Annotated in this window: 16 protein-coding genes; 11 read left to right on the plus strand and 5 right to left on the minus strand. The window is 72.7% G+C overall.

Translation table 11 applies throughout. The features are described 5' to 3' along the window. Nucleotides 1–37: 37 nt before the first annotated feature. The 3 genes from AB0I32_RS21945 to AB0I32_RS21955 all read right to left on the minus strand — a co-directional run bounded on the left by AB0I32_RS21945 (nucleotide 38) and on the right by AB0I32_RS21955 (nucleotide 2,894). The gene (locus tag AB0I32_RS21945) at nucleotides 38–1,681 is read right to left on the minus strand and encodes a SpoIIE family protein phosphatase (protein WP_357509890.1); all 1,644 of its coding nucleotides are present in this window, start codon (nucleotides 1,679–1,681) and stop codon (nucleotides 38–40) included. Then, nucleotides 1,678–2,418: an alpha/beta hydrolase gene (locus tag AB0I32_RS21950; RefSeq protein ID WP_357509978.1), complete on the minus strand. Its 741-nt coding sequence runs from the start codon at nucleotides 2,416–2,418 to the stop codon at nucleotides 1,678–1,680. The genes AB0I32_RS21945 and AB0I32_RS21950 overlap by 4 nt, the downstream gene beginning before the upstream one ends. An 89-nt stretch (nucleotides 2,419–2,507) precedes the next feature. Next, nucleotides 2,508–2,894, minus strand: coding sequence for a hypothetical protein (locus tag AB0I32_RS21955; protein ID WP_357509892.1), 387 nt, complete (start codon nucleotides 2,892–2,894; stop codon nucleotides 2,508–2,510). A gap of 210 nt (nucleotides 2,895–3,104) precedes the next feature. On the opposite strand from AB0I32_RS21955, the gene AB0I32_RS21960 reads away from it, so the two are divergent. The 8 genes from AB0I32_RS21960 to AB0I32_RS21995 all read left to right on the plus strand — a co-directional run bounded on the left by AB0I32_RS21960 (nucleotide 3,105) and on the right by AB0I32_RS21995 (nucleotide 17,034). Further along, entirely contained in the window at nucleotides 3,105–3,992 is an 888-nt protein-coding gene (locus tag AB0I32_RS21960) for a hypothetical protein (RefSeq protein WP_357509894.1), read from the plus strand. 194 nt (nucleotides 3,993–4,186) lie between these two features. Next, nucleotides 4,187–5,770 (plus strand): pyridoxal-dependent decarboxylase, encoded by a 1,584-nt coding sequence (locus AB0I32_RS21965; protein WP_357509896.1) that lies wholly within the window; start codon nucleotides 4,187–4,189, stop codon nucleotides 5,768–5,770. Continuing rightward, a complete protein-coding gene (locus AB0I32_RS21970; RefSeq protein WP_357509898.1) occupies nucleotides 5,767–7,176 on the plus strand; it encodes a SidA/IucD/PvdA family monooxygenase in 1,410 nt (469 codons plus the stop codon). Before AB0I32_RS21965 ends, AB0I32_RS21970 begins: the two co-directional genes overlap by 4 nt. Beyond that, a complete protein-coding gene (locus AB0I32_RS21975) occupies nucleotides 7,173–9,647 on the plus strand; it encodes a GNAT family N-acetyltransferase (RefSeq protein WP_357509901.1) in 2,475 nt (824 codons plus the stop codon). Before AB0I32_RS21970 ends, AB0I32_RS21975 begins: the two co-directional genes overlap by 4 nt. Nucleotides 9,648–9,665: 18 nt before the next feature. Next, nucleotides 9,666–12,293, plus strand: coding sequence for a GNAT family N-acetyltransferase (locus AB0I32_RS21980; RefSeq protein ID WP_357509903.1), 2,628 nt, complete (start codon nucleotides 9,666–9,668; stop codon nucleotides 12,291–12,293). A gap of 9 nt (nucleotides 12,294–12,302) precedes the next feature. Further along, a complete protein-coding gene (ddaH, locus tag AB0I32_RS21985) occupies nucleotides 12,303–13,130 on the plus strand; it encodes a dimethylargininase (protein ID WP_357509905.1) in 828 nt (275 codons plus the stop codon). A 98-nt stretch (nucleotides 13,131–13,228) separates the two neighbouring features. Beyond that, complete coding sequence (locus tag AB0I32_RS21990; RefSeq protein ID WP_357509907.1) at nucleotides 13,229–15,187, plus strand: ABC transporter ATP-binding protein; 1,959 nt, start codon at nucleotides 13,229–13,231, stop codon at nucleotides 15,185–15,187. After that, on the plus strand, nucleotides 15,184–17,034 hold the full coding sequence (locus AB0I32_RS21995) for an ABC transporter ATP-binding protein (protein ID WP_357509909.1): 1,851 nt from the start codon (nucleotides 15,184–15,186) through the stop codon (nucleotides 17,032–17,034). The genes AB0I32_RS21990 and AB0I32_RS21995 overlap by 4 nt, the downstream gene beginning before the upstream one ends. A 28-nt stretch (nucleotides 17,035–17,062) precedes the next feature. On the opposite strand, the gene AB0I32_RS22000 is transcribed toward AB0I32_RS21995, so the two are convergent. Then, nucleotides 17,063–18,466 (minus strand): PLP-dependent aminotransferase family protein, encoded by a 1,404-nt coding sequence (locus AB0I32_RS22000; RefSeq protein WP_357509911.1) that lies wholly within the window; start codon nucleotides 18,464–18,466, stop codon nucleotides 17,063–17,065. Between the two features lie 126 nt (nucleotides 18,467–18,592). Between AB0I32_RS22000 and AB0I32_RS22005 the strand changes: the two genes are divergently transcribed. The 3 genes from AB0I32_RS22005 to AB0I32_RS22015 all read left to right on the plus strand — a co-directional run bounded on the left by AB0I32_RS22005 (nucleotide 18,593) and on the right by AB0I32_RS22015 (nucleotide 22,935). Then, nucleotides 18,593–19,273, plus strand: coding sequence for a pyridoxamine 5'-phosphate oxidase family protein (locus AB0I32_RS22005; RefSeq protein WP_357509913.1), 681 nt, complete (start codon nucleotides 18,593–18,595; stop codon nucleotides 19,271–19,273). A gap of 1,299 nt (nucleotides 19,274–20,572) precedes the next feature. Further along, a complete protein-coding gene (locus AB0I32_RS22010; RefSeq protein ID WP_357509915.1) occupies nucleotides 20,573–21,040 on the plus strand; it encodes a hypothetical protein in 468 nt (155 codons plus the stop codon). A 971-nt stretch (nucleotides 21,041–22,011) separates the two neighbouring features. Next, on the plus strand, nucleotides 22,012–22,935 hold the full coding sequence (locus tag AB0I32_RS22015) for a DMT family transporter (RefSeq protein WP_357509917.1): 924 nt from the start codon (nucleotides 22,012–22,014) through the stop codon (nucleotides 22,933–22,935). A 28-nt stretch (nucleotides 22,936–22,963) separates the two neighbouring features. Here the strand turns inward: AB0I32_RS22015 and AB0I32_RS22020 are convergent, their stop codons facing one another. Beyond that, nucleotides 22,964–24,100 (minus strand): hypothetical protein, encoded by a 1,137-nt coding sequence (locus AB0I32_RS22020; RefSeq protein ID WP_357509919.1) that lies wholly within the window; start codon nucleotides 24,098–24,100, stop codon nucleotides 22,964–22,966. Nucleotides 24,101–24,219: the final 119 nt, after the last annotated feature.

The raw sequence follows: 24,219 nt of genomic DNA on the forward strand, positions 1-24,219 counted from the left end.
GAGGAGCCGAACAGCACCGCCGCCAGGTGCCAGCCGCTCAGGGCGCCGGCGAGGCCGGCCACCAGCGCCGTCGCCCAGAGGGCGGTCCCTGTGGTAGCCGGAGCACGCACGCGTCGTCGTCCTCGTTGACGTCGCCGCCGAGCAGCGACGCGATGAGCTCGCTGTCGACGGTACCTGGTGCGCCGGAGGCCGCCCGGGCGAGCTCCTCCAGGCCCTTGCGCAGGCTGCGGCCACGCCGTTCGACCAGGCCGTCGGTGTAGAGCCACAGCACGTCGCCGGTGCGCAGGTCGACGGATCCCTGACCGGGTTCCGGCCCGGTGGGGAGCGTGGCGTGCAGCCCGGACCGGTCCGCCGTGATCGACGCGGGGGCCCGGGCGGGGGTGGTGGCGGAGGCGACCACCCCCAGCGGCATCCAGCGCCCCTGCCACAGGAACTCGGGGCCGCCGCCGGGCCGCGTCACGAGCGGCGGGAGGTGCCCGGCGCACGCGAAGGTGAGCCGCCCCGTCGTGACGTCGAGCTCGGCGTAGACGAGCGTGGACCCGAAGCCCACGCGCCGCCGCCGGACGAAGCCGTCCACGCGGGCGAGCACCCCCGCCGGGCCGACGCCGCTCTCGGCGTAGCTGCGCACGACGGTCCGTAGCTGCCCCATCCCGGTGGCGGACTGCAGCCCGTGCCCGACGATGTCGCCCACCGTCAGTGCGAGGGTCGTGTCGTCGACCCAGAAGGCGTCGTACCAGTCACCGCCGACCTCGAGCGAGCGTTCCGCGGGCCGGTAGTCGGCGCTGATCCGGGTGCCCTCCGGCTGCGGCAGGTGCTCGGTCAGCATGGCGCGCTGCAGCTCGTGCGCGACCGAGACGCTCTGCTCGTGCAGCACCGCGCGGTCGAGGGCGACGCCGCCCTGCTGTCCGGTGGCGGCCAGCGCGTCCCGGTCGAGGGCGTCGTCTCCCGCGTGCGCCCGCGGGGTGAGGACCAGGACGCCGTGGAGGGCGTCCGCGCCGCGCAGCGGGACCGTGACCTGGCCGTCGGGCGCGAGCACGACGTCCGCCTCGGTTTGGCCGTCGGTCAGCGCCGCGGACGGCACGTCGGCCGGCGGTCCGTCACCCAGCCACGCACGTGGGACGAGCGTCCCCGAGTCGTGGACGAGCCAGACCGAGGCGGACCCGGCGCGGAACTCGCCGACCGCCGCCTGCACGAGCGCCTCGCAGACGCCGTCGACACCCGTGGCCCGGGCGAGGGCGGTGGTCGTGGCCAGGAGGGTGTGGACGCTCGCCGCGGACCGCTCCGCCTCCGCGCGGGCCGCCATCAGCTCACGCTCGAACCGCGATCGTTCGCGGGCGTCGAACAGGGCGACGTTGATCAGGACGTCGTCGTCATCGCCGGCGCCGTGCAGCTCGGCGGAGAGCAGGACCGGCCGGCGGGTGTCGCCCGTGCGCAGCTCGACCGCGATCTCCTCGACGCGGCCCTGCAGGCGCAGCAGCGGGGCGAGGTGCGTCTCCCAGTAGATCCGGCCGCCCACGGACAGCAGCGCGCTCAGCCGCTTGCCCCGCAGCTCGCGCGCGGCGTCGTCGTCGAACCAGCCGCGGAACGTGTCGTTGGCGTCGAGGATCGCGCCCGCGCCGTCCAGCCGGAGCAGCGCCACGGGGGCGGAGTCCCAGGATCGGGCGCGTCCCGGAGGGGTCACGGCGAGAGGTACTCGCGCATGGCGGTGATCAGCTTCTCAGGAGCGCTGAGGTTCGGGCAGTGGCCGACGGCGTCGATGAGCACGAGCTTGCTGTCGGCGAGCCGGTCGTGCACGTACTCGCCCACCTCGACCGGCGCGATGGCGTCCTCACGGCACTGGACCACGAGGCTCGGCGTGCGGACGGCGGCCAGGTCGGCGCGGTTGTCGGAGAGGAAGGTCGTCCGAGCGAAGCGCTTGGCGATGGCCGGGTCCGTGCGGCAGAAGGAGTTGGTCAGCTCCTCGCCGAGCTCCGGCCGGTCCGGGTTGCCCATGATCACCGGCGCGATGAAAGCGGACCAGCCGAGATAGTTGGAGTCCATGGTCTCCAGCAGCTCGTCGATCTCCTCGGCCGAGAACCCGCCGCGGTAGCCGTCGTCGTCGATGTAGCGCGGGCTGGGACCGACCAGTACCAGGCGGTCGAAGAGGTCCGGCCGCCGCGCGGCCGCGAGCAGCGCGATCGTCGCGCTCACCGAGTGGCCCACGAACACGACCGGGCCGAGCGCGAGCTCGTCCAGGAGCTCGACGACGTCGTCCGCGTAACCCCCGAGGGACGCGTGCCGGTCGGGGTCGTACGCCGTGAGGTCCGAACCGCCGGCGCCGACGTGGTCGAACAGGACCACGCGGTAGTCGTGCTCGAAGGCCGGCGCCACCAGCCGCCACATGGACTGGTCGCAGCCGAAGCCGTGGGCCAGGACCATGGCCGGGGCGCCCTCCGGGCGGCCGACGATCGTGGTGTTGTGCCGGGTGCTGGTGCTCACCGGCCCAGTTTAGGGAGTACCGGACGAGCTCACGATCGGTTGCGCACGAGTGCGCGCGTGACCGCCGTGACCACCGTGCCGCCCACGAGGGTGCCGAACAGCACGAGGATCGCCCCGACCGCCCAGAGCCCGGAGTCGTCGGTCGACGCGGCGCTGAGCGTCCAGGCGGCCGTGAAGGGCAGGCTGACCGCGAGCACCGCGAGCCATGCCGGGAGCACCAGGGCGCCGACCACCACCAGAGCGACGAGCACCACCACGCATGCGATCACCTGCGGTGCCTCGTAGGGCCCGGTGACGGCGCCGGTGGCCGCGTCGACCTCACGGGTCGTGTCCCGGCCCAGGGTCCACCACGTGGCGGTCGTCAGCGCGGCGATGACGAAGGTGAACAGGGCGACCAGGTAGCTGTTCTGCGGCATGGTCCCCATAGTGCACTTTTCCGGACCGGGTCTGCCCGTCGCTGACCCGGATCTCCCGGACTTGACGCAATCTTGACCAACCTCCCAGATAGTGGCAAACTCCCCAAATGGTGGCGCTAACATCGCAGTCAGCACCCCCCCAGGGCAGCCATCGCCCGAGCAGCGCCCGACACAGACAGTCAACGACGACAGTCGAGCAAAAAGGGGAACATGATGCCGATCAGCGCCGCGAACCGCCGTCCTTCACCCGCCCGTCCCGGCCCGTTGCGCGCGGTGTGCGCGACCGCTGCCGCCGCGATCCTCCTGCTCGCCGCCGGGTCCGTCCCCGCGGCGTCGGCCCCGGCCGGTCCAGCGGACGAGAACGCGCCGGCGCAGGCCGGGGCGATGGCCTGGGAGACCCTGATCGACGGGAACTCCTTCGCCAGCCGCGCCGCGCTGGAGTCGGAGTGGAACTACCTGTACCCGTGGGGGTCGGACCACAACGGCTCCGCCCGCATGTACGCCAGCTCCACCGACAGCAACCACCTGTTCCTGTCGCCCGCCGGGCAGCTCAACATCAAGGCGACCCGGATCACCTGGGACGAGGGCGTCAGCAACAAGGACCCGCACCTGCCCATCAGGTACCACTCCGCGGCGATCCACGCGAAGAACCAGATCACCGTCAACGACACCTACCCGAGCTACGAGATCCGCGGTGAGTTCCAGGCGCCGTCGGCCCGGGGTACGTGGCCCGCGTTCTGGATCACGGGGGCGAACAGCTGGCCGCCGGAGAGCGACATCCTCGAGTTCAAGGGCGACGCCCGGAACTGGTTCAACACCTACGACGGCGGCTGGGACAACACGATCGTCCCGGTCGGCTCGCCGGGGAGCTGGCACGAGTACCGCATCTGGATGACCAAGATCAACGCCACGGACGTCGAGATCCACTACTACCTCGACGGCGTGTGGAAGGCCAGGCACGTCGGGTCCAACTTCGTGGGCAAGCCGATGAACCTGATCATCAACCTGCAGATGGAGGGGGCGTCGGGCTCGCCGGGGCCCACCACCGACACCCACTTCCGGGCCCGCAACGTCTATGTGGGCCGTACCGCCAACTGATCTGTCCCGCAGGACCAGGTCCAGGTGACCAGAGTGACCTGTGCCACGAAGCTCGTTTCACCCACGTCTTGACGCGGCCCTCCGAACGATTAAGTTAGGTCAGGCAAACCTAAGTACCGCCACGTCGCCCCTTCCGGGCGGCGTGGCGGTACTGCGCCGGTACCTTCCCCATCCCCTTTCGAGGAGCCTTCCGCATGCCCTCACGCCTGCCCGCAGCGACGCAGCCAGCGACCACCGCACCCGTCCAGGGCGCGAGCCACGACACGACAGCACTGTTGCGCGCGGCCACCGCGGGCGTCTATGCGGACACGGTCCGCGAGGTCGCCGATGACGTCGCCGCCCGGCTCGCCGCCGTCACGCAGCCGTTCTCCGGCGCGAGCCGCTCCGAGCTGCGCGCCCTGGTGGACGCTGTGGACCTGGACGGCCCGCCGTCCGGCACGCGAGAGGCGCTGCGTGAGGCCGGCGACCTGTACGCGAAGCACGCGATCTGGTTCCACGAGCCCACGTACACGGCGCACCTGAACTGCCCGGTGGCGCTGCCGGCCGTCGGCGCGGAGACGATGCTCGCCGCCATCAACACCTCGGTCGACACCTATGACCAGTCCACCGTCGCCACCTTCATGGAGCGCCGCCTGGTCGAGTGGACGGCGGGCCGCATCGGCTTCGTGGTGGGCGCGGAGGGCGACGCCGCCGTCGCCGACGGCATCTTCACGTCCGGCGGCACCCAGTCCAACTTCCAGGCCCTGTTCCTGGCCCGCGAGAAGTCGCGCCGCGCCGGTACCCGCCTGGAGTCCATGCGCATCCTCGCCACCGCGGTGAGCCACTTCAGCATCGCCAAGTCCGCCCTGCTGCTCGGCCTGCCGGACGACGCAGTGGTCACCGTCGGCACCGACGCCGACGGCCGCATGAGCCCGGACGCCCTGGCCCAGACGCTCGTCGACATCGAGCGCACCGGCGACACGGTGGTCGCCGTCGTCGCGACCGCCGGGACCACCGACCGCGGCTGCATCGACCCCCTCGGCCCGATCGCCGACCTGTGCGACGCCGTGGGCACCTGGCTGCACGTCGACGCCGCGTACGGTTGCGGGCTGCTCGTGAGCCCGCGCCGCCGGCACCTGCTGGGCGGTATCGAGCGGGCCCGCAGCGTCACCGTCGACTTCCACAAGTCGTTCTTCCAGCCCGTGTCCTCCAGCGCGCTCGTCGTCCGGGAGCGGGCCGACCTCGCCCCCGTCGCCTGGCACGCCGACTACCTCAACCCGGAGGAGAACGCCGAGCCCAACCAGGTCGACAAGTCGCTGCAGACCACCCGCCGGTTCGACGCGCTCAAGCTCTGGGTCACGCTGCGCGCGCTCGGCGCGGACGGCGTCGGCACGATGGTCGACGCCGTCTGCGACCTGGCCGCCGCGGTGCACCAGGACCTCGCGACGGACCCCGACTTCCGGGTGGTGGGCACCACCCAGCTGTCCACCGTCCTGTTCCGCTACCAGCCCGACGGCCTCGATGCCGCCCGCGCGGACGCCCTGGTGCCGCAGGTGCGGCGCGTGCTGTTCGACTCCGGCCGCGCCCTGGTCGCCAAGACCGTCATCGACGGCCGCCCCTGCCTCAAGCTGACGCTGCTCAACCCCGACGCGACGCTCGCCGACATCCGCGGCGTTCTCGAGCTCGTCCGCTCGGCCGCGCACGGCCTGCTCGCGGGGGAGGCGCTGCTCGACACCGATGAGCCGCCGTGCCGCGACGTGCACCCGCGACTTGCCCGTACCGACGGAGAGACCAGATGACGACCGCGCCGACCCCCACCTACGACCTGCTCGGGATCGGGATCGGCCCGTTCGGCCTCGGCCTGGCGGCGCTCGCGGACCCCCTCGACGACGTCGAGGCGGTGTTCCTCGACCAGCGCGACGGTTTCTCCTGGCACGCCGGGATGCTCATCGAGGGCACGACACTGCAGGTGCCGTTCCTGGCCGACCTGGTGACGATGGCGGACCCGACGTCGCCGTACTCGTTCCTGGCGTGGCTCAAGGCGACGGGGCGGCTGTACCAGTTCTACATCCGTGAGTCCTTCTACCCGCTGCGCGCCGAGTACGACCAGTACTGCCGCTGGGTCGCGGAGCAGCTGCCTGCGCTGCGCTGGGGGCGTCGCGTGACGAGCGTCGTCCGGGTCGCGGACCCGACGTCGGCCGACGGCGGCTACGTGTTCGAGGTGACCGCCGAGACCGGCCACGGTGCCGAGAGCTCTCTCGAAAAATACTGTGCCAAGCACATCGTGCTCGGCACCGGGACACAGCCGCGTCTGCCGGCTCACCTCCGGGGCCTCGAGGGCGCGGGCCCCGTCGTGCACACGAGCGACTACCTGCCGCACCGCGCGGAGCTGGGGGCGTCCGGCTCCGTGACGGTCGTCGGCAGCGGGCAGTCCGCCGCCGAGGTGTACCGGGACCTGCTGGAGGGCTGCGGCACGGGCGCGGGGGAGCACCGCGTGGACTGGGTGACCCGCTCGCCGCGGTTCTTCCCGATGGAGTACACGAAGCTGACGCTCGAGATGACGTCGCCCGAGTACACCGACCACTACGTGTCCCTGCCTCCTGCACAGCGCGACGTCCTGGCCCGCGAGCAGCGCAACCTCTACAAGGGGATCAGCGGCGACCTGATCGACGACATCTACGACACCCTGTACCGCAAGTCCGCGCTGGGTGCCGAGGTGCCGACCACGCTCCTGTCCGACACCGAGGTGACCGCCGCCCGGTTCGACGCCGACGGCGCGGGCGGGGCCGGCGAGTACGTCCTGACCCTGCGGCACGCCCAGCTCGGCACGACGGCGGAGCACCGCACCCGGGCGCTCGTCGTCGCCACCGGCTACGCCCCGACGGCGCCAGGCTTCCTGGCGCCCGGCCTGGTCAACCTCGACCACCGCGGCCGGTACGCCGTCGCCCGCGACTACACGGTCGACGACGACCGGCGGATCCACGTCGTGGGCGTCGAGGAGCACACCCACGGCGTCACCGCACCCGACCTCGGGTTCGGACCCTGGCGCAACTCCGTGATCCTCGCTAGCGTCACGGGCCGCGAGCCGTACGCGACGGAGCGCCGGATCGCGTTCCAGCAGTTCGGCCTGCCGGACTCGCCCCTCCCGCGGGTCGAGCCTGTCGGGACCAGCCAGCCCGACGACGAGATGGAGGCCGCCCGGTGACCGCCCCGACGACCGTGCACACGTTCACCACGACCACCCGGCTCGGCGAGGTCACCATCGAGCCGATAGTCCCGGACCGGGACGCCGAGCTCGTCCAGGGCTGGCTCGCGCACCCCGCCGCCTCGTACTGGCAGATGGGCGAGCTGCGCGTCGACGAGGTACGCGAGTACCTCACCGGCGTCCAGGCGGGCCCCCACGAGGCCGCCTGGCTCGGCCGCCTCGACGGCGAGCCCGTCTTCATGACCGAGACGTACGACCCCGCGCACGTCCTGCTCGCGGACGTCCACGACGCCCTGCCCGGCGACCTCGGCATGCACCTGCTGGTGGCCCCGCCCGTCAACCCGCGGCACGGCATGACCGACGCCGTCATGACGGCGGTCATGCGGTTCTGCCTCACTGACGCCTCGTCCGACGGCGGCCAGGGGGCCACCCGCGTCGTCGTCGAGCCCGACGTCGGCAACCGGAAGATCGCCGACAAGAACGCCGCGGCGGGCTTCCGCGTCCTGCGCGAGCTGGACCTCGGCCGTGGCGCGCACGCCAAGCGGGCCGCGCTGAGCGTCGCCACCCGCGCCGACTTCGCGGCGTCGGCCCTGGGCGACGGCGTGGACCTCGCCACCCACCTGAGCGCCGACCACATGGAGCACGCCCACCGGCACCTCGCGGCCAAGGCGCTCGCCGAGCTCGCGCACGAGCGGCTTTTCCAGCCGGAGCCCGACGACGCCCCCGGCGCCCCGGCGGACGGCTTCCGCCTCGCGCTGGACGGTGTCACCTACCGGTACACCGCCCGCCGGTACGCCCTGGAGCACTGGGTGGTCGACCCGGCGTCGATCCGCCGCACGGCCACCGCAGGGATGCGCGGCGACGTCGAGCTGCCCGTCGACGCGCTCGAGCTGGTCACCGAGCTGCAGCCCCTCCTGCAGGTGCCCGACACCATGCTCGCGACCTACCTCGAAGAGCTCTCGTCGACGCTGGCCAGCGCGGCCGCGAAGCGGGAGCGCGAGCTCGACGGGCACACGCCGTCGGTGAGCGGCCTGCTCGAGGCGCTGCGGACGGCGTCAGGCACCCGGGCCACCGCCGAGGCCTTCCAGCAGGTCGAGGCTGCCATGTCCGAGGGGCACCCCGGCTTCGTCGCGAACAACGGCCGCATCGGCTTCTCCCTGAGCGACTACCAGGCCTACGCCCCCGAGCGCGGCGCCCGCATCCGCATGCTGTGGCTCGCCGCCCGCCGGGAGCACACCCACCTCGCGCTCGCCGCCGACCAGAGCGAGCAGGGCCACTACGGCGCCGAGCTGTCCGACGCCGAGCGCGCGGCCTTCGTCGACCGGCTCGCCGCGCGTGGCCTGGACCCCGCGGACTACCTGTACCTGCCCGTGCACCCCTGGCAGTGGGAGCACCGCGTCGCGATCACCTTCGCCGCCGACGTCGCCCGCGGCGACCTCGTGCCGCTCGGCCCCGGCTCCGACGAGTACCAGCCGCAGCAGTCGATCCGCACCATGTTCAACCGCACGCGCCCCGAACGGCACTACGTCAAGGTCGCGCTCGCCATCCAGAACATGGGGTTCCTGCGCGGCCTGTCGCCCGCCTACATGCGCGCGACGCCGTCGATCAACGACTGGGTGGCCGATCTGGTCACGAATGACTCGACCTTGCGGACCGCCGGGTTCAGCGTCCTGCGGGAGGTCGCGTCCGTCGGCTACACGGGCGACGTCTACCACCGCACGCCCCAGCCCAACGCGTACCGCAAGATGCTCGCCGCCCTCTGGCGTGAGTCGCCGGTACCGCGCCTCGCCGCGGGCGAGCGCCTGGTGACCATGGCGAGCCTGCTGCACCGGGACGCGAGCGGCAAGGCGTTCGCCACGGCGCTGGTCCGCGAGTCCGGCATCGCGCCGGAGCAGTGGCTGCGCGCCTACCTCGACGCCTACCTGTACCCGCTCGTGCACTGCCTGGTGACCTACGAGCTGGCGTTCATGCCCCACGGCGAGAACCTCATCCTCGTGCTGCACGACGGCGTCGTCCGCCGCGCCGTCATGAAGGACATCGGCGAGGAGGTGGTGGTCCTCGGCGAGCAGCCTCTGCCGGACCGGATCGAACGCATCCGCGAGGTGGTCGACGACGACGAGAAGGCGCTCGCGATCTTCACCGACGTGTTCGACGGCGTGCTGCGCCACCTGTCCGGCATCCTCGCCGAGGACGGCGTGCTGGGCGAGGAGCGCTTCTGGGCGCTCGTCGCGGAGACCATCGACCGGCACGCCGCGGAGCACCCGGACGTGGCCCTTCCCGGGGGTGGCCGCGGGCCGGGCCTCGGGATCGACCTGCGGGCCGCGCGCTTCGCGCACTCGTGCCTCAACCGGCTGCAGCTGCGCAACACCCTCCAGATGGTCGACCTGACCAACCAGTCGGAGTCGCTGATCTATGCCGGGACCCTGGCCAACCCTGCGGGCCGGTCGACCGGACGAAGAACCGAGAGCTGAGCAAGAGATGATCGAGAGATGATGGGGAACGTGGAGTTCGACCTGTTCCGTGACGACCTCGGCATCCCGCACGTGCGGGCAGCCTCCGAGACCGCCCTGGCCTACGGCCAGGGCTGGGTGACCGCACAGGACCGCGGCCTGCAGATCGAGGCCGACCGGATGCGGGCCGAGGAGCGGTACGCTCAGATCGCCGGCGCGGCGGGCGACGCCTGGGACCGGTTCGCGGCCCGGGAGCGCCTGGCCACCACGGCCCGCGAGATCTACGACGCCCTGGACCGGCCCGAGCAGGAGTGGCTCACCGCATACGCCGACGGTGTGAGCGCCGGTCTGCTCGCCGGCGGGCGGGACGTGCCCGAGCTGGCCGGTGTGCCGCACGAGCCCTGGCGGCCGTGGACGCCGATCGGGGTGTTCCTCACCGCGCACGTGCTGTTCAACGGCTTCCCGAGCATCCTGTGGCGCGAGCACGTCGCCAGGCATCTGCACGTGCCTGGCGTGCCGCTCGAGCAGGTGCTCGGCCTGTTCGCGGCCGACGCCGGTCCGAGCTCCGGCTCGAACGCGTGGGCCGTGCACGGCTCGAACACCTCGTCGGGCAGCCCGCTCGTCGCGGGGGACCCGCACCGCACGCTCGAGCTCCCCGGCCCCTACCAGCAGGTCCGGCTCGCCTGCACCGACCCGGCCGCGCCGTACGACGTGCTCGGGTTCGCCTTTCCCGGCGTGCCCGGCATCCCGCACTTCGGGCATACGGGCTCCGTCGCCTGGGGCATCACCAACGCCATCGCGCACCACGTCGAGGTGGTCGCCGACGGCGCGGACAGTGCCGGCGCCGACGGCTGGCACCTGCACTGGCCGGCACGCGAGCTGGCCGACGCCGGCGTCGCGTCCTGGCGCGCCCTGCTGCATGCCCGCACCGCGAGCGACGTCGCCGAGGCGTTCAGCGGGTGGGTGGACCCGGTCAACCGCGTCCTCGCCGCGGACAGCACCGGCGAGGTGCTCAGCCTGACGGCGGGCAAGGTCCCCGCCGCTGCCGATCGTGCGCTGTCCGCCGCCAAGGCCGCCGACGGGTACGTGGACCTCCCCGCGCCGGTCGCGGTGACCCAGGTCGCCGTCGACGCGAACGAGCGGCCGGTGACCCAGCCGCCGGCCGAGCTGGACGGCCGCCCGGGTCTCGGCCCGCGCGACGTCCGGCCCGGCCGCGAGGAGCACGACCTCGGCTGGTCGTACTCGCCGCACCGCGCGGAGCGGATCCGGCAGCTGCTCGCCGCGGCGACCGTCCCCGAGTCGCCCGCGACGCAGGCGCGGATCCACGGCGACACCCGCGACCTGGGCGCGCCAGGGCTCGTCGCGCACCTCGCTGACGACGCCTCGCCTGCCGCCGTCCGCCTGCGCGCCTGGGTGGCGGACGGCGCCCACGTCGACGCCGGCTCGGCCGACGCCGCCCTGTACATGCGGTGGCGGGACACCCTGACGCACCGCCTCGCCCGGCACCCGGTGTTCGCGCCCCTGCACGAGCCGCACGGCCAGGACCCGTCCTTCGCCCCCGTGCTCGGCGGCGTGTTCGACGTCCCGACGGCGGTCGGGGCCGGGCTCGCCAACATCCTCGGCTCCGACTGGCTGCGGATCGACTCCGCGGCCGAGGCGCGGGCGGCGCTGGCCGAGGTCGCGGCAGGGTCCGCCGTCGGGCAGACCGGCGAGCCCACCTGGGGCGAGCTGCACGTCCCCGCCCCGCTGCACCCCGTGCCGGGCTCCGGCGACCCGGCGGCCGGTGTGAGACCGGCGCCCGTCTCCGGGAACAACGACACGGTCCGCTGCACCGGCGGGTCGCCGGGCGTGGCGGCCACCGCCTACCGCGGCTCCGTCGCGCGCTACGTCTGGGACCTGGCGGACCGCGCCAACAGCCGCTGGGGCGTGCCCTTCGGCGCCGACGGCCGCCCGGGCAGCCCGCACTTCGACGACCAGCACGCCACCTGGGCCGACGCGGGAACCACCCCCGTCGTCACCGACTGGGACCGGCTGCACCCCGCGGACACGACGCTGCGGCTGCTGAACGGCCCGCGCGGGGCGGAGGTGTGGCGCCGCGACTTCGGCGCGGTCGGCCTCATCACGGTGCACATGGTCGACCCCGAGGCCGACGCCGACGTGCTGCACGGCTGGTTCACCCAGCCGCGGGCCGGCTTCTGGGGCATGGGCGACCACACGCGCGACGAGGTGCGGGACACCTACGCGTTCGTCGAGTCCCTGCCCACCCATCACGCGTACCTCGTGCGGTGGGACGGCGATCCCGTGGTGCTCCTCCAGGCGTACCTCCCGGAGCACGACCCGATCGCCACGGCCTACGACGTCCAGCCGGGCGACCTCGGCATGCACTTCTTCCTCGGGAGCCGCGGGCCCACCGCACGGCACGGCTCGCCCGACAACCCGTGGACCGTCCTCGGGCCGGCCCTGCACGGGTTCCTCTTCGCCGGGCCGGGCACCCGGCGTCTGGTCGGGGAACCCGACGCGAACAACGACAAGGCCATCAGCCGGATGCTCGCCATGGGTTTCACCGCGGGCGAGCGGGTGTCGTACGAGTCGCCGCAGGGTCCCAAGGTGGCCCGGATGGCGTACCTGCGGCGTGAGGAGGCGACCGGGGGCCGGGTGGTCCGCTAACGTCGCGGGATGGCGACCGCACCGAGCACCGAACCGGCCACTGAACCGGGAACTGAACCGCCTGCTGCCGGGCGCCCGCGGCGCACCCTGCTCGTCCGCCCGCCGTCGGCCCGTCTGGCCGACGGCGAGCTCACCCACCTGGAACGCGTCCCCGTCGACGCGGACCTCGCGGCCCAGCAGTGGCAGCGGTACGTGGAGGTGTTCCGCGGGTACGGCTGGGACGTACGCGCGGTGCCGTCGGCCGAGGCGCACCCCGACGGGGTCTTCGTCGAGGACGCGGTGGTCGTGTTCGACGGCCTCGCGGTCCTGACCCGGCCGGGGGCGCTGACCCGGCGCGACGAGGTGGCGTCGGTGCGGCCGGCGGTCGAGGCGGTGGTGACCGAGCTCGCGCAGATCACGGAGCCCGGCACGCTCGAGGGCGGCGACGTCCTCAAGGTGGGCCGCACCGCGTACGTCGGCCGCACGGCGCGCACGAACGCCGAGGGCGCCGCCCAGCTGCGGGCGCTGCTCGAGCCGCGCGGGTGGCGCGTGGTCGAGGTGCCCGTGACCCGGGCGCTGCACCTGAAGTCCGCGGTGACCGCCCTGCCCGACGGCACGGTCATCGGGTACGCGCCCCTCGTCGAGGACACCGCCCTGTTCGACGCGTTCGTGCCGGTGCCGGAGGCGGAGGGGAGCGCCGTCGTCGTGCTGGACGAGTCGACCGTGCTGATGTCCGCGGCCGCACCCGCCACCACCGAGCTGCTCAGGGCGCGCGGGCTGACGGTGCTCACCACGCCCGTCACCGAGTTCGAGAAGCTCGAGGGGTGCGTGACCTGCCTGTCGGTGCGGGTTCGCTGAGGGCCGCTCCGAACGCCGGACAGAGCGTGACGCAGGTCACACTCCAACAAGGTGCTTACCCAAACTAACAACTTGCGGGCGGCGGGATAATGGTCCCGATGCCTCAAACAGCCGATAGTTCGAATCGATCCGATCCATCGTCCGAGCGCAGCACCTTCGCCTCGATCCGTCGTCTCCACCCCTACGTCCGCACCGCCCTGCCCCGCCTGGTCGGCGGGCTGGTCGCGTCGCTCGGCGCCAGCCTCATGGCGCTCGCCATCCCTGCCGTGCTCCGGTGGGTCACCGACGGCCCGCTCACCGAGGGTGTCCGTGAGCACGACTGGTCGGGCCTGGTCTGGTCCGTCGTCCTCATCGCCGTGCTCGGCGCGGGGGAGGCCGGGCTCATCCTGCTGCGCCGCACCCTGGTGATGTTCCCGGGCACCCGCGTCGAGGCCGGCATGCGGATGGCCCTGTTCACGCACCTGCAGGACCTGCCCATCGCGTTCCACGACCGCTGGCCCGGCGGACAGCTGCTGAGCCGCATCATGGGCGACCTCGGCCTGCTGCGCCGCTGGCTCGTGTTCGGCATCCTGCAGCTCGTGGTCAGCGTCGTGACCATCATCGTGGGTGTCGCCCTGCTCGTCGCCACGGGCGGCTGGCTCGGCATCATCTTCCTGTGCGGGTCGATCCCGGTGACCATCCTGGCCTTCCGCTTCTCCAGCAGGTACCGCAAGATCTCGCGGCTCTCCCAGGACCAGTCCGGCGACCTCGCCACCACCGTCGAGGAGTCCGTGCACGGCATCCGCGTGCTCAAGGCGTTCGGTCGCGGGCCGGACGCGCTGGACCAGTTCACCGACCAGGCGGAGGGGCTGCGCGAGACCGAGATCCGCAAGGCCACCACCGACGCCGGCCTGACCACCGCCCTGCGCACCATCCCGGAGGTCACGCAGGCCGTGGCGCTCGTGGTGGGCGCCTACCTGGTGGCACAGGGCGACATGACCCTCGGCGCCCTGGTCGCGTTCTTCGCCACGGCCCAGGTCATCAATGGCCCCGTCGTCGACCTCGGCATGACCCTGTCGATGACGCTCAACGCGCGCACCGCCGTCGACCGGTTCTTCGAGGTCATGGAGACCGTGAACCCGCTGACCGACCCGGCGACGCCCGCCGACCTCCCCGCTGTCACCCCCGGGGCGGCCGGTCAGGCCGGCGGCCACGTCGCCTTCCGCGACGTCACCTTCCGGTACGACGACGCCGTCCGCCCCGTGCTCGACCACGTCGACCTGGAGCTGCCGCCCGGCACCACGACCGCCCTGGTCGGGCTGACCGGATCCGGCAAGTCGACGCTCGCGATGCTCCCGCCCCGGCTCTTCGACGTGACGGACGGCGCGGTCGAGATCGACGGCGTCGACGTCCGGGACCTGACCCGCGCCCAGGCGCGCGAGCGGGTCGCCGTCGCCTTCGAGGACCCCACGCTGTTCTCCGCGTCCGTGCGGGACAACGTGCTGCTCGGCGTCTCCGGCACCCTGCCGACGGCCGAGCGTGAGGCGCTCCTGACCCAGGCCCTCGAGGTGGCCCAGGCGCAGTTCGTCGCCGACCTGCCCGACGGCGTGGACACCCGCATCGGCGAGGAGGGCCTTTCCCTGTCCGGCGGCCAGCGGCAGCGTCTGGCGCTGGCCCGCGCCATCACCGCCCGGCCGCGCGTGCTGGTGCTCGACGACCCGCTCTCCGCGCTCGACGTCACCACCGAGGAGGCGGTCACGGCCCGCCTCCGGGACGTGCTCGTCGCCACGACGACGCTCGTCATCGCGCACCGGCCGTCGACCGTCGCGCTCGCGGACCGGGTGGCCGTGCTCCAGGACGGCCGGATCACCGCCGTCGGGACGCACCACGACCTGCTCGCGAGCGACGCGCACTACCGGTACATCATCTCGAGCCTCGAGGAGGACTACGTGGCGAACGATCCGCACTGTCCTGCTCCGCAGGCCTCGGACCAGCAGACCTCCGACCAGCAGACCTCCGACCAGCAGACCTCCGACCAGCAGTCCTCCGACCAGCAGAGCCAGGAGGCGCTGTCATGACCGCCACCACCGAGCCGACCACCCGCCGTCGTCCCACCGACGCCGCGGCGGACGACGAGACCCGCCTCGACAAGGAGGCATCGCGCAGCGTCCGGCGCCGGTCCATGCGCCTGCTGGGCGACCTGCTGCGCCCGCACAAGAAGGCACTGGCCGGGGCCGCCGTACTGGTCGTGGTGTCGACCCTCGGGGTGGTCGCGGGACCGTGGCTCGTGGCCGAGGCGATCGACCGAGCGGTGCCCGCACTGCGCGAGGGATCCGCGACGCCGCTGGTCGTCATCGGCGCCGGGTACCTTGTCGCGGCAGTGCTGGGCGGCGTCGCGGCGGGCGCCTACGTGCGCGCGGCCGCACGCATCGCGCAGGCGGTGCTGCTCGACCTGCGCCGCCGCGTGTTCCGCCAGACCCAGCGCCTCTCGCTGGAGTTCCACGAGTCGTACACGTCGGGCCGGATCATCTCCCGGCAGACCTCCGACCTGGAGGCGCTGCGCGAGCTGCTCGACGGAGGCCTGACCGGCGTCGTCTCCTCCCTGCTGCTCATGCTGTTCACCTTCGTGAGCCTGCTGCTCATCGACTGGCGGTCCGGCCTGGTGCTCGCCGTCGCGTTTGTGCCGGCCTGGCTGCTCACCCGCTGGTTCCAGCGCATGTCGCAGCGGTTCTACCGGGAGCAGCGGACGGCGTCGGCCCGGCTCATCGTGAAGTTCGTCGAGACGATGACGGGTATGCGCGCCGTCCAGGCGTTCCGTCGCGAGCCCACCACGGAGGCCGAGTACCGCACGCTCGGCGAGGACTACCGCGACGCCAACCTGCAGATCTTCGGCGTCAACGGCCGGTTCCAGCCCGGCCTCATCCTGATCGGCAACATGACGGTGGTGGCCGCGCTCGCGGTCGGCGGCTGGCGGGTGCTGGACGGGGCGATGGACGTGGGTGCGCTGGCGGCCGTGCTGCTCTACTGCAAGCGGTTCTTCCAGCCGGTGCAGCAGCTCGGCATGTTCTACAACTCGTTCCAGTCCGCGACGGCGGCGCTCGAGAAGGTCTCGGGCCTGCTGTCCGAGGAGCCCACCGTCACCGAGCCCGCGCACCCGGCGCCGTTGCCACTGGCGGACGGCGGGCGGGCCCGCGGCGAGCTGCGCCTGGACCACGTGCGGTTCCGGTACGGGGACGGCCCGGTGGTCCTGCCCGACCTGGACCTCACGATCCCCGCCGGGCAGACCGTCGCGGTGGTCGGTACTACGGGCGCCGGCAAGTCGACGGTGGCCAAGCTGGTGACCAGGTTCTACGACGCGTCCGACGGTGCGGTGCGCCTGGACGGCGTCGACGTGCGCGACCTGGCCTCGGCCGACCTGCGCCGCGCCGTCGTCATGGTCACCCAGGAGGCGTACCTGTTCAGCGGGTCGGTGCGGGAGAACATCGCGCTCGGCCGGCCGGACGCCACCCAGGAGGAGATCGAGGCCGCTGCCCGGGCGGTGGGCGCGCACGAGTTCGTGCTCGCCATGCCCGACGGGTACGACACCGACGTGAACAAGCGCGGCGGACGGGTGTCGGCCGGTCAGCGCCAGCTGCTGTCGTTCGCCCGCGCGTTCCTGGCCGACCCGGCCGTGCTCGTGCTGGACGAGGCGACGTCGTCGCTCGACATGCCCGGCGAGCGGCTCGTGCAGCGCGGCCTGCAGACGCTGCTCGCGGACCGGACGGCCATCATCATCGCGCACCGGCTGTCCACGGTGGCGATCGCCGACCGGGTGCTGGTGATGGAGCACGGGCGGATCGTCGAGGACGGCACGCCGGCCGAGCTCGTCGCGGGCGACGGCCGCTATGCCCGCCTGCACGAGGCGTGGCGGGACTCGCTGGTCTGACCGGGCTGATCGACGACCTCGACGGGGGTCACGTCCCGGCCAGGCCGTCGACGATCGCGTCGAGCGCGCGGTCCAGCTCCGCGTCGGTGACTCCGCCGAAGCCGAGCACCAGCCCGGTCAGGCGGGCGCTGCGGCAGTAGTCGGCGAGGAGCGGGACGTCGAAGCCGGCGGCGCGGGCAGCGGCCCGCGCCGCCGCAGCCGGTCCGGGTTCGGTGAGCCAGGTCGAGTACATCCCCGCCAGCGGGCCGGCAAGCTCGGCGTGCGGTGCCATGGCGGCCGCGACGCGCGGCGCCCGGTCGGCGTAGACCCGGCGGGCCGTGCGCACCACCTTGTCGGCCCAGCCGTCGCGCAGCAGGGTGGACATGGCGCGCTGTGTGGGCCACGGCGGTGTGTCGTGGGTGACCGTGCGCCGCCGGACCAGGCGTTCGTGGATCTCCGGCGGCGCGACGAGCCAGCCCAGCCGCAGGCTCGGGCTCACCGACTTCGAGGCGGTGCCCAGGTAGGCGACGCGCGACCGGTCGAGGGCCGCGAGAGCGGGCACGGGGGCGACGTCGTACCGGAACTCCGAGTCGTAGTCGTCCTCGACGACCACCGCGCCCGCCGTCCGCGCCGCCGCCAGGAGGGCGAGCCGGTCCGCGGCGGGCATGACCCGGCCCAGCGGGTGCTGGTGCGCCGGCGTGACGTAGGCGGCGGCGCAGCCTGCGAGGTTCGTGACGGGCTCGAGGCCGGGGTGGTCGACGACGCGGCGTCCGGCCGACCGGACCGTCTCGACGGCCGCGCGATAGCCGGGGTCCTCGACGAGGACGTCCCCTGGGCCCAGCGCACCCAGGAGCTGCCTGAGGCCGTCCGTCGAGCCGGCGGTGACCAGGATCTCGTCGGGCTGCACCGTCACACCGCGGGTGCGGGCGAGCCGTTCGGCGAGCGCTTCGCGGAGGTCGGGGAGACCACGCGGGTCGGGATAGCCCCGCGGCGCGACCGCCACGGACACCTCGCGCCAGGCCCGCCGCCAGCCCGCGAGGTGCCGGGGGTCGATCCAGGGCGTCCCGGCGTCGAGGCGGACGAGCTGCGGCTCGCGGGTGGCCGGCCGGGGTCGGGTTCTGGGTCCGGTCGGGGGAGCGGAGGCGTGTGGCGGTGCAGGAGCGGACGCGTGTGCTGGTGCGTGTGCTGCGCGTGCAGGTCGCGGAAGCGCCCCGCCGGACGCCACGAACGTGCCCGACCCGCGGCGCGTCTCCACCCACGCCTCGGCCAGGAGCTGGTCGTACGCCTGCTCGACGACGGCGCGCGCCACACCCAGGTCGGCCGCCAGGGCGCGGCTGGAGGGCAGGCGGTCACCCGCGGTGAGCGTCCCCCCGGTCACCAGCGCGCGGACGGCGCCGGCCAGCTGTGCGGGAAGCGGCTCGGGGCGGGCGCGGTCGAGACGAACCGGGAGCATGACGTCTTCTCCGACTGGTGCTGGTGCTGGTGCTGGTGCTGTGGCGGTAGGACCCAGCAAGTGGCCTGTCTAAGTCGCGGCAAACTGGCCCGTGTCCACCGGCCACTTCCAGGCCAGGCTAGCGGTATGACGACGCAGCAGCTCTCCCCGACCCCGCGTACGACTCCGACCCGCGGCCGCAACCGCCAGGTGGAGGACCGGCGACAGCTCATGGCGCTGCTCTCGGACGCGCTCGTGGCGCACCTGGGCGTCGTCGCCGGAGGGCACCCGGTGGTGCTGCCGACGGCCTTCGCCGTGGATGCCTCCGGGCCCGACGACGGTGGCTCGCTCTACCTGCACGGGTCCGTCGCCGCCGGCTGGCTCGCCCCGGCCCTGGAGCAGGACATCTGTGTGACCGTGACCGAGCTGGACGGCCTGGTCCTGGCGCGGACCGGCTTCCACCACTCGATGAACTACCGGTCGGCGGTCGTGATCGGCCGACCCCGCCGGGTGACCGACCTGGAGGAACGGCGCCGGGCGCTGGACCTCGTCGTCGACCACATGATGCCCGGGCGGGCGGCGACCCTGCCGCCGGCTACCCGCAAGGAGCTCGCGGCGACGGCGGTCATCGCGCTGCCCCTGGCCGAGGCCTCGATGAAGCAGCGCGCGGGTGGCGCCTCGCTCGAGCCGGGGGACCTGGACCTGGCGGGCTGGGCCGGGGTCGTTCCCGTGCGCCGGGTCGCGTCGGCGCCCGTGACCGAGGACTACGTGTCCGACCCGGTGCCGGAGCTGGTCCTGCGCCGCGCGGCAGAGCTCGGGAAGGTGTGAGGTGCCCACCGTGGTCCGTGCATGACATCGACGCGCGACGGGGTCTGATGTCATCGCCTCGGACGCAGGTGGTCTCTCTCGCTGACCACCCGGTTGACCGGGCCCGCAGGCACCGACCGAAGTGGCTGACTGGACCGGTCCGGCAGGTCCAGCTGCCCAGGGTGATCGGTCAGCGCGGCACTGTGCGGAACTCGCCTCAGAAGGGTGGTTCGCTGGGGAAACGGCGCAGGCGTTGTTCAGTGGTCGTCCGTTCAACCTCTGACTGCTCGGTGGCTGACGTCTCGGTGACTGTCGGCACGGTGCCGACGGTTCAGCAGCGGGTTGCACCTTTTTGTCCAGGGGCGGTTGTCCGAGGCGTGCTCGGGTGTCGTCGGTCAGGCTGGTGATGTCGTTGCTGACCTGCCCGGTCTGGGTGTGTGGTCGGGTGTAGGTGTGTCCGGTGGGCGCGGTCCAGGTCGTGGTGCCGGTGGCGGGGTCGCGCACGGGGGTCCAGCCGTGGTGGGTCTTGGCGAGGTGGTGGGCACGGCACAGGGGTTGGAGGTTGGTGGCACGTGTCTGCCGAGGAGTGCCGGGTGGCTGGTTGGCGGGGTCGAGGTCGTGGTCGAATGGCTGGATGTGGTCCAGGTCGGCCCAGCAGGCGGGTCGCTCACACTGCAGGAAGGTGCAGCTCTGGTCGCGGGCGGTGACCGTTTGGCGCAGGAGCTTGCCGGGTTGGTAGGTCGTGGTGGAGTAGTCGGTCAGGATCCCGGTGCTGGGGTCGGTGAGCAGGCGGTGCCAGGTCGCGTCGGTCGCGATCTGGGCGGCGATGTCTGCGGGGATCGGTCCGTACCCCTCGAGGTGGCCGGGCGTGTTGTCCAGGCCCAGGAGCGTGGTGGCGGGGATCGTGACCCGGATCTGGGGCTTGACCTGGATGACGCGTATCGTCGTCCCGCCGCAGGTGCAGCCGCCACAGGTGCACCCCGTCGCCGGGACGGTGGTCCGCGGCAGCGCCTCCATGTTCGAGATCTCTGCCACGGATCGTCCTGCAGCCACGGATCGTCCTGCAGCCACGGCCCCTTCTGCTGCCTCCGCAGCCGCGGCCCCTTCTGCAGCCTCCGCAGTCACGGATCCTCCTGCTGCCCCTGATGCTGCGGTCCTTGCTGCGCCGGTTTCCACAGCGGTGATGGTGTCCGTGGTGGTGGTGCATTCGGGGTGGGCCGGCACGATGATGCGGCCGGTGGTGATCGCGACGAGGGCGTCCGCGCGGGCCTGGGCCAGGGTTCGGGTGGTACCCGGGGTGCGGCGCAGGGTGTGGGCAGCGTGTTCGATCGCGTCCCAGACGGCTGCGGCGTCGGGGGCGGGCAGGTTCGCGCTGATCCAGGCCATCGTGTTGTCGGCCGGGTCGAGGTAGACCGCACGGCGGGCCATGGCGTGCTTGGTCGTCTCCAGCGCGCCCTTGAGACGGCGGGCGAACTCATTCATCTTGTTCCGCAGCCACCCACGGGTCCGGTCCGGCGCCTCGGGCAGGTAGCGGGTGATCGCTTCGTCGCGTTCCTCGTGGGTCAGAGGGTTACCCGAGCGCAGCAGGATGTCTGCCTTGGCGGTATCGATCAGGCCGTGGTGCAGGGCGTTCATGACCTGGGGGTGTTCGGCCAGGCCTGCGCCGCGGGCGAGGTGCTTGTTCGCCTCGTGTTGCGGGACTCGCAGACGCGCGCTGATCTCGGCTGCGGCGGCGTTGTGTTCCTCGGTCCAGGATCGGCGCCGGGCGATCTCGCCCAGCGCGCGTGACTGCATCGCCGTGGCCCACGAGATCACCTCCTGCCAGCGCGCGCTGGCATCGAGCAGGACATCGTCCGCCAGATCAGCGACCTCGATACCCGCCAGCACCTCGACCAGGCCGGCCCCGACGGGCAGCTGGTCGAACCCGACCAGAGCAGCATCACCACCGGCCGACCCGTCGACCTCAACCAGTCGGCTGACACTGTTCGGCTCGTCACCACCGACCGGTGTGCCGGAACTCGCACCGTCTGGACCATCGTCAGCGGCCGACGTGCCCGGTGTGTCTGACGTTCCTGGTGTGTCTGACGTGCCTGGTGTGCTGCGGATCTTCGGGGCTCGGCCGTGACCGCGCCAGGTGACGGTCGTGGTCGGTAGGTTGCCCTCGCCGTCGTGGCGGATCGCATTCCAGGTCAGGGTGCACGCGGTCGTTGATGTGTCGAGAACCGGGCCGACAGGAGGGAGCAGCGCCTCGCGCAGGAGGTCCTCGACAGCCGTGGTAGGACCGGCGCTGCCGTCAGCGCATCCGTTCATGGCGTTCACCCCCACCCCCTCGTATCAACTAACCTCTTAGGATCGAATATATGTTCGATGCGTTGGCTTCGCATCTCCAGATCCGAAGATGTGGATGAGCTCTGTCCCGGGACGCGCGGGGGTAGCTGAACGGCCGTGCCTCGCACCAAAGAGCCAGTGCAAACCACCCTACCCAGCGACACCGACACGCTCACCGACCCGCATGGCAGACCCACACGGCAGACCCGGACGGACACCCCAGCGGACACCTCGCCAGCACCCCGAGAAGCGCTGCTAGCATCCCGCTCGTGACTCCCACTCGTTCCGTCCTGCCGCCCCCGGTCGTCTGACCGGAGCGGCACTACGACCGGCCCACGCGGGCCGGCGCTGGGGCGTGCTCCACGACGATTCCCTGCCCTCGGAATTCCCTCGGAACGGGCCGGACCCCGCGGGGCCGGCTGGGAGCACACATGTCATCCACTCGTATCGGGCTGCTCTTCGTATGCCTCGCCGGAGTTCTCTGGGGCACCGGCGGCCTCGCACTTGAGATCCTGCGCGACCACTCGCCGATGTCGGTCCTCACGGTCAGCGCCTACCGCATGCTCATCGCGGCCGTCGCGCTGCTGATGGCCTCGTTCGCCCTGCGCAGGGGTCCTCACCTCGTGGCGCTCGTGCGGGCGCATCCGGTCCGCGCGGTCGTCGTCGGCCTGGGGACCGGCGCCTACCAGGCGCTGTACTTCGGATCGGTGGCCACGGCCGGCGTCACCGTCGCGACGGTGGTCAGCCTGGGGCTGGCGCCGGTTCTCCTCGCGGTCGTCGACCTCGTCCGGGCCCGGCGCCGGACGGCGACCAGGAGCACCGTCCGGCTGATGCTCGTCGTGGCCTCCGCGCTGTCCGGCCTCGTGCTGGTGAGCATGGCGTCGGGGATGGCGTCGGGTACGGCGTCGGGCGCGGACGCCGTCGGGCCCCGGCCCGTGCTCGGCCTGCTGCTGGCGATCGCCTCAGGCTCCGTCTACGCGGCGACGACGGCGCTCGGCAGCACCCTGCTGGCGTCCGACGGCGTGGACCCCCTGGCCCTGACGACCGTCGCGACGACGGCGGGCGCCGTCGGCCTGGTCCCCGTGGCGCTGGCCGGCGGCGGACCGTTCGCGACGAGCGATCCGACGGCGCTCGGCACGCTCGCGTATCTCGGGATCTTCACGATGGCGCTGGCCTACGGCCTCTTCTACGCCGGGCTGCGCACCACGCGCAGCGGTGCGGCGGTCGTCGCGACGCTGCTGGAGCCGGTGACGGCTGCGGTCGCGGCGGCCGTCCTGCTGGGGGAGCGGCTCGGGCCCCTGGGGATCGTCGGGTCGGTCCTGATCCTGGCCGCCGTAGCGGGCCTGGAGGAGTAGCGCCTCAGGCGTACGACCAGCGTCCGTCCTAGTGCGGCCCCTGCCGCGCCGGGACGGACGTGTGGTCGATGGCGGCCATCTGGCCGGTGTTGTACTGGTCGGCGATGTACTGGCTGAACTGCCCGGAGTCGGCGGTGTGGGAGTTGTCCACGTAGTCGTACCCGGCGTTCCCGCCCGGGGCGACGTAGCCGCCGGTGTAGTCGAGCTCCGACCCTGCGGCGTACTGGGGCTCGTAGCCGGAGTCCGCGTACTCCGGTTCCGGTGCGGCCCGGTACACGGGATAGGAGCCGGTGGTCACCTGCTGCGCCGCGGGCTGCCACCGGTCGGTCTGCGGGTTCGGCGCGTAGAACGTGGGCGCCGCGGCGACCCGCTGCGCTGGCACGGCCCGCTGAGCTGGCACCGCGCGCTGGGCGGGTACGGCCTGGACCGCGGCCGCGTGCTGCGCGGCCGCTCGCTGCGCCGCCGCCTGCTGTGCGGCAGCCTGCTGAGCCGACTGCGCTGCCGCCGCGCGCTGGGCTGCGGCTGCGCGCTCCGCCGCCGCCTGCTGTGCGGCAGCCTGCCGTGCAGCGGCCTGCCGGGCCACCGCCTCTCGGGCCACTGCGGCCCGGGCAGCGGCCTCCCGCGCAGCAGCCTCTCTGGCCGCCTGGTCCTGTGCGGCGGCCTGCGCCGCGGCTGCCTGCGCAGCCGCCTGCTGCGCCGCGTACCGCTGGGCGGCGAAGAGGGCGGACGCGCCGGCGTCGGGCTGCACGCCGTTCAGCTCGCCGTGGATGCGGCCGGCGAGGTTCGCGGCGATGGCGAAGCGCAGAGGCGCCAGCGAGCTCACGGACATGGTGCCCGTCACCGCCGGGGGCGGCAGGAAGGCGAAGACCTCGTCCTCGCCCAGCAGCAGCCCTTGTCCGAGGGCCGCGTTCAACGTCTCCTCGAGGAGGTACTCCGCGCGGCCGTCGTTGCCCTGGAGGTCGGCGAACATGCCATCCATGGAGTCCCAGCAGCGTTCGAGCGTGCCCTCCACCGTGTCGAGGAACCACCAGCCGTCAGGGGACTCGAGGAACATGTCGCCGAAGCAGGATGCGAAACGCGGGGTCTTGTCACCGGTTCCGATCCACGACCAGGACGACAGCGCGAACTCATAGGCGTCAGGTGCGAATTCTCGGATCAGGTGCACCTTGCGAATGTTGCCATGCTCACACTCCGAGCAAAAGAGGCGTACCGGACACGTAACGATTCGTATCGGGTGAAAAACGCAAAGGTTTTCCTGCCGGAAACACGTGGCGGGCGATCACG

Source organism: Promicromonospora sp. NPDC050249, from assembly GCF_040656015.1.
Classification (GTDB): domain Bacteria; phylum Actinomycetota; class Actinomycetes; order Actinomycetales; family Cellulomonadaceae; genus Promicromonospora.

What these genes read in the sequence shown, in the direction of transcription:
- AB0I32_RS21950 (WP_357509978.1), bottom strand. Translation starts at nt 2,418, where the DNA reads ATGGTCCTGGCCCACGGCTTCGGCTGCGACCAGTCCATGTGGCGGCTG.
- AB0I32_RS21955 (WP_357509892.1), bottom strand. Translation starts at nt 2,894, where the DNA reads ATGCCGCAGAACAGCTACCTGGTCGCCCTGTTCACCTTCGTCATCGCC.
- AB0I32_RS21960 (WP_357509894.1), top strand. Translation starts at nt 3,105, where the DNA reads ATGATGCCGATCAGCGCCGCGAACCGCCGTCCTTCACCCGCCCGTCCC.
- AB0I32_RS21965 (WP_357509896.1), top strand. Translation starts at nt 4,187, where the DNA reads ATGCCCTCACGCCTGCCCGCAGCGACGCAGCCAGCGACCACCGCACCC.
- AB0I32_RS21970 (WP_357509898.1), top strand. Translation starts at nt 5,767, where the DNA reads ATGACGACCGCGCCGACCCCCACCTACGACCTGCTCGGGATCGGGATC.
- AB0I32_RS21980 (WP_357509903.1), top strand. Translation starts at nt 9,666, where the DNA reads ATGATGGGGAACGTGGAGTTCGACCTGTTCCGTGACGACCTCGGCATC.
- ddaH (WP_357509905.1), top strand. Translation starts at nt 12,303, where the DNA reads ATGGCGACCGCACCGAGCACCGAACCGGCCACTGAACCGGGAACTGAA.
- AB0I32_RS21990 (WP_357509907.1), top strand. Translation starts at nt 13,229, where the DNA reads ATGCCTCAAACAGCCGATAGTTCGAATCGATCCGATCCATCGTCCGAG.
- AB0I32_RS21995 (WP_357509909.1), top strand. Translation starts at nt 15,184, where the DNA reads ATGACCGCCACCACCGAGCCGACCACCCGCCGTCGTCCCACCGACGCC.
- AB0I32_RS22000 (WP_357509911.1), bottom strand. Translation starts at nt 18,466, where the DNA reads ATGCTCCCGGTTCGTCTCGACCGCGCCCGCCCCGAGCCGCTTCCCGCA.
- AB0I32_RS22005 (WP_357509913.1), top strand. Translation starts at nt 18,593, where the DNA reads ATGACGACGCAGCAGCTCTCCCCGACCCCGCGTACGACTCCGACCCGC.
- AB0I32_RS22015 (WP_357509917.1), top strand. Translation starts at nt 22,012, where the DNA reads ATGTCATCCACTCGTATCGGGCTGCTCTTCGTATGCCTCGCCGGAGTT.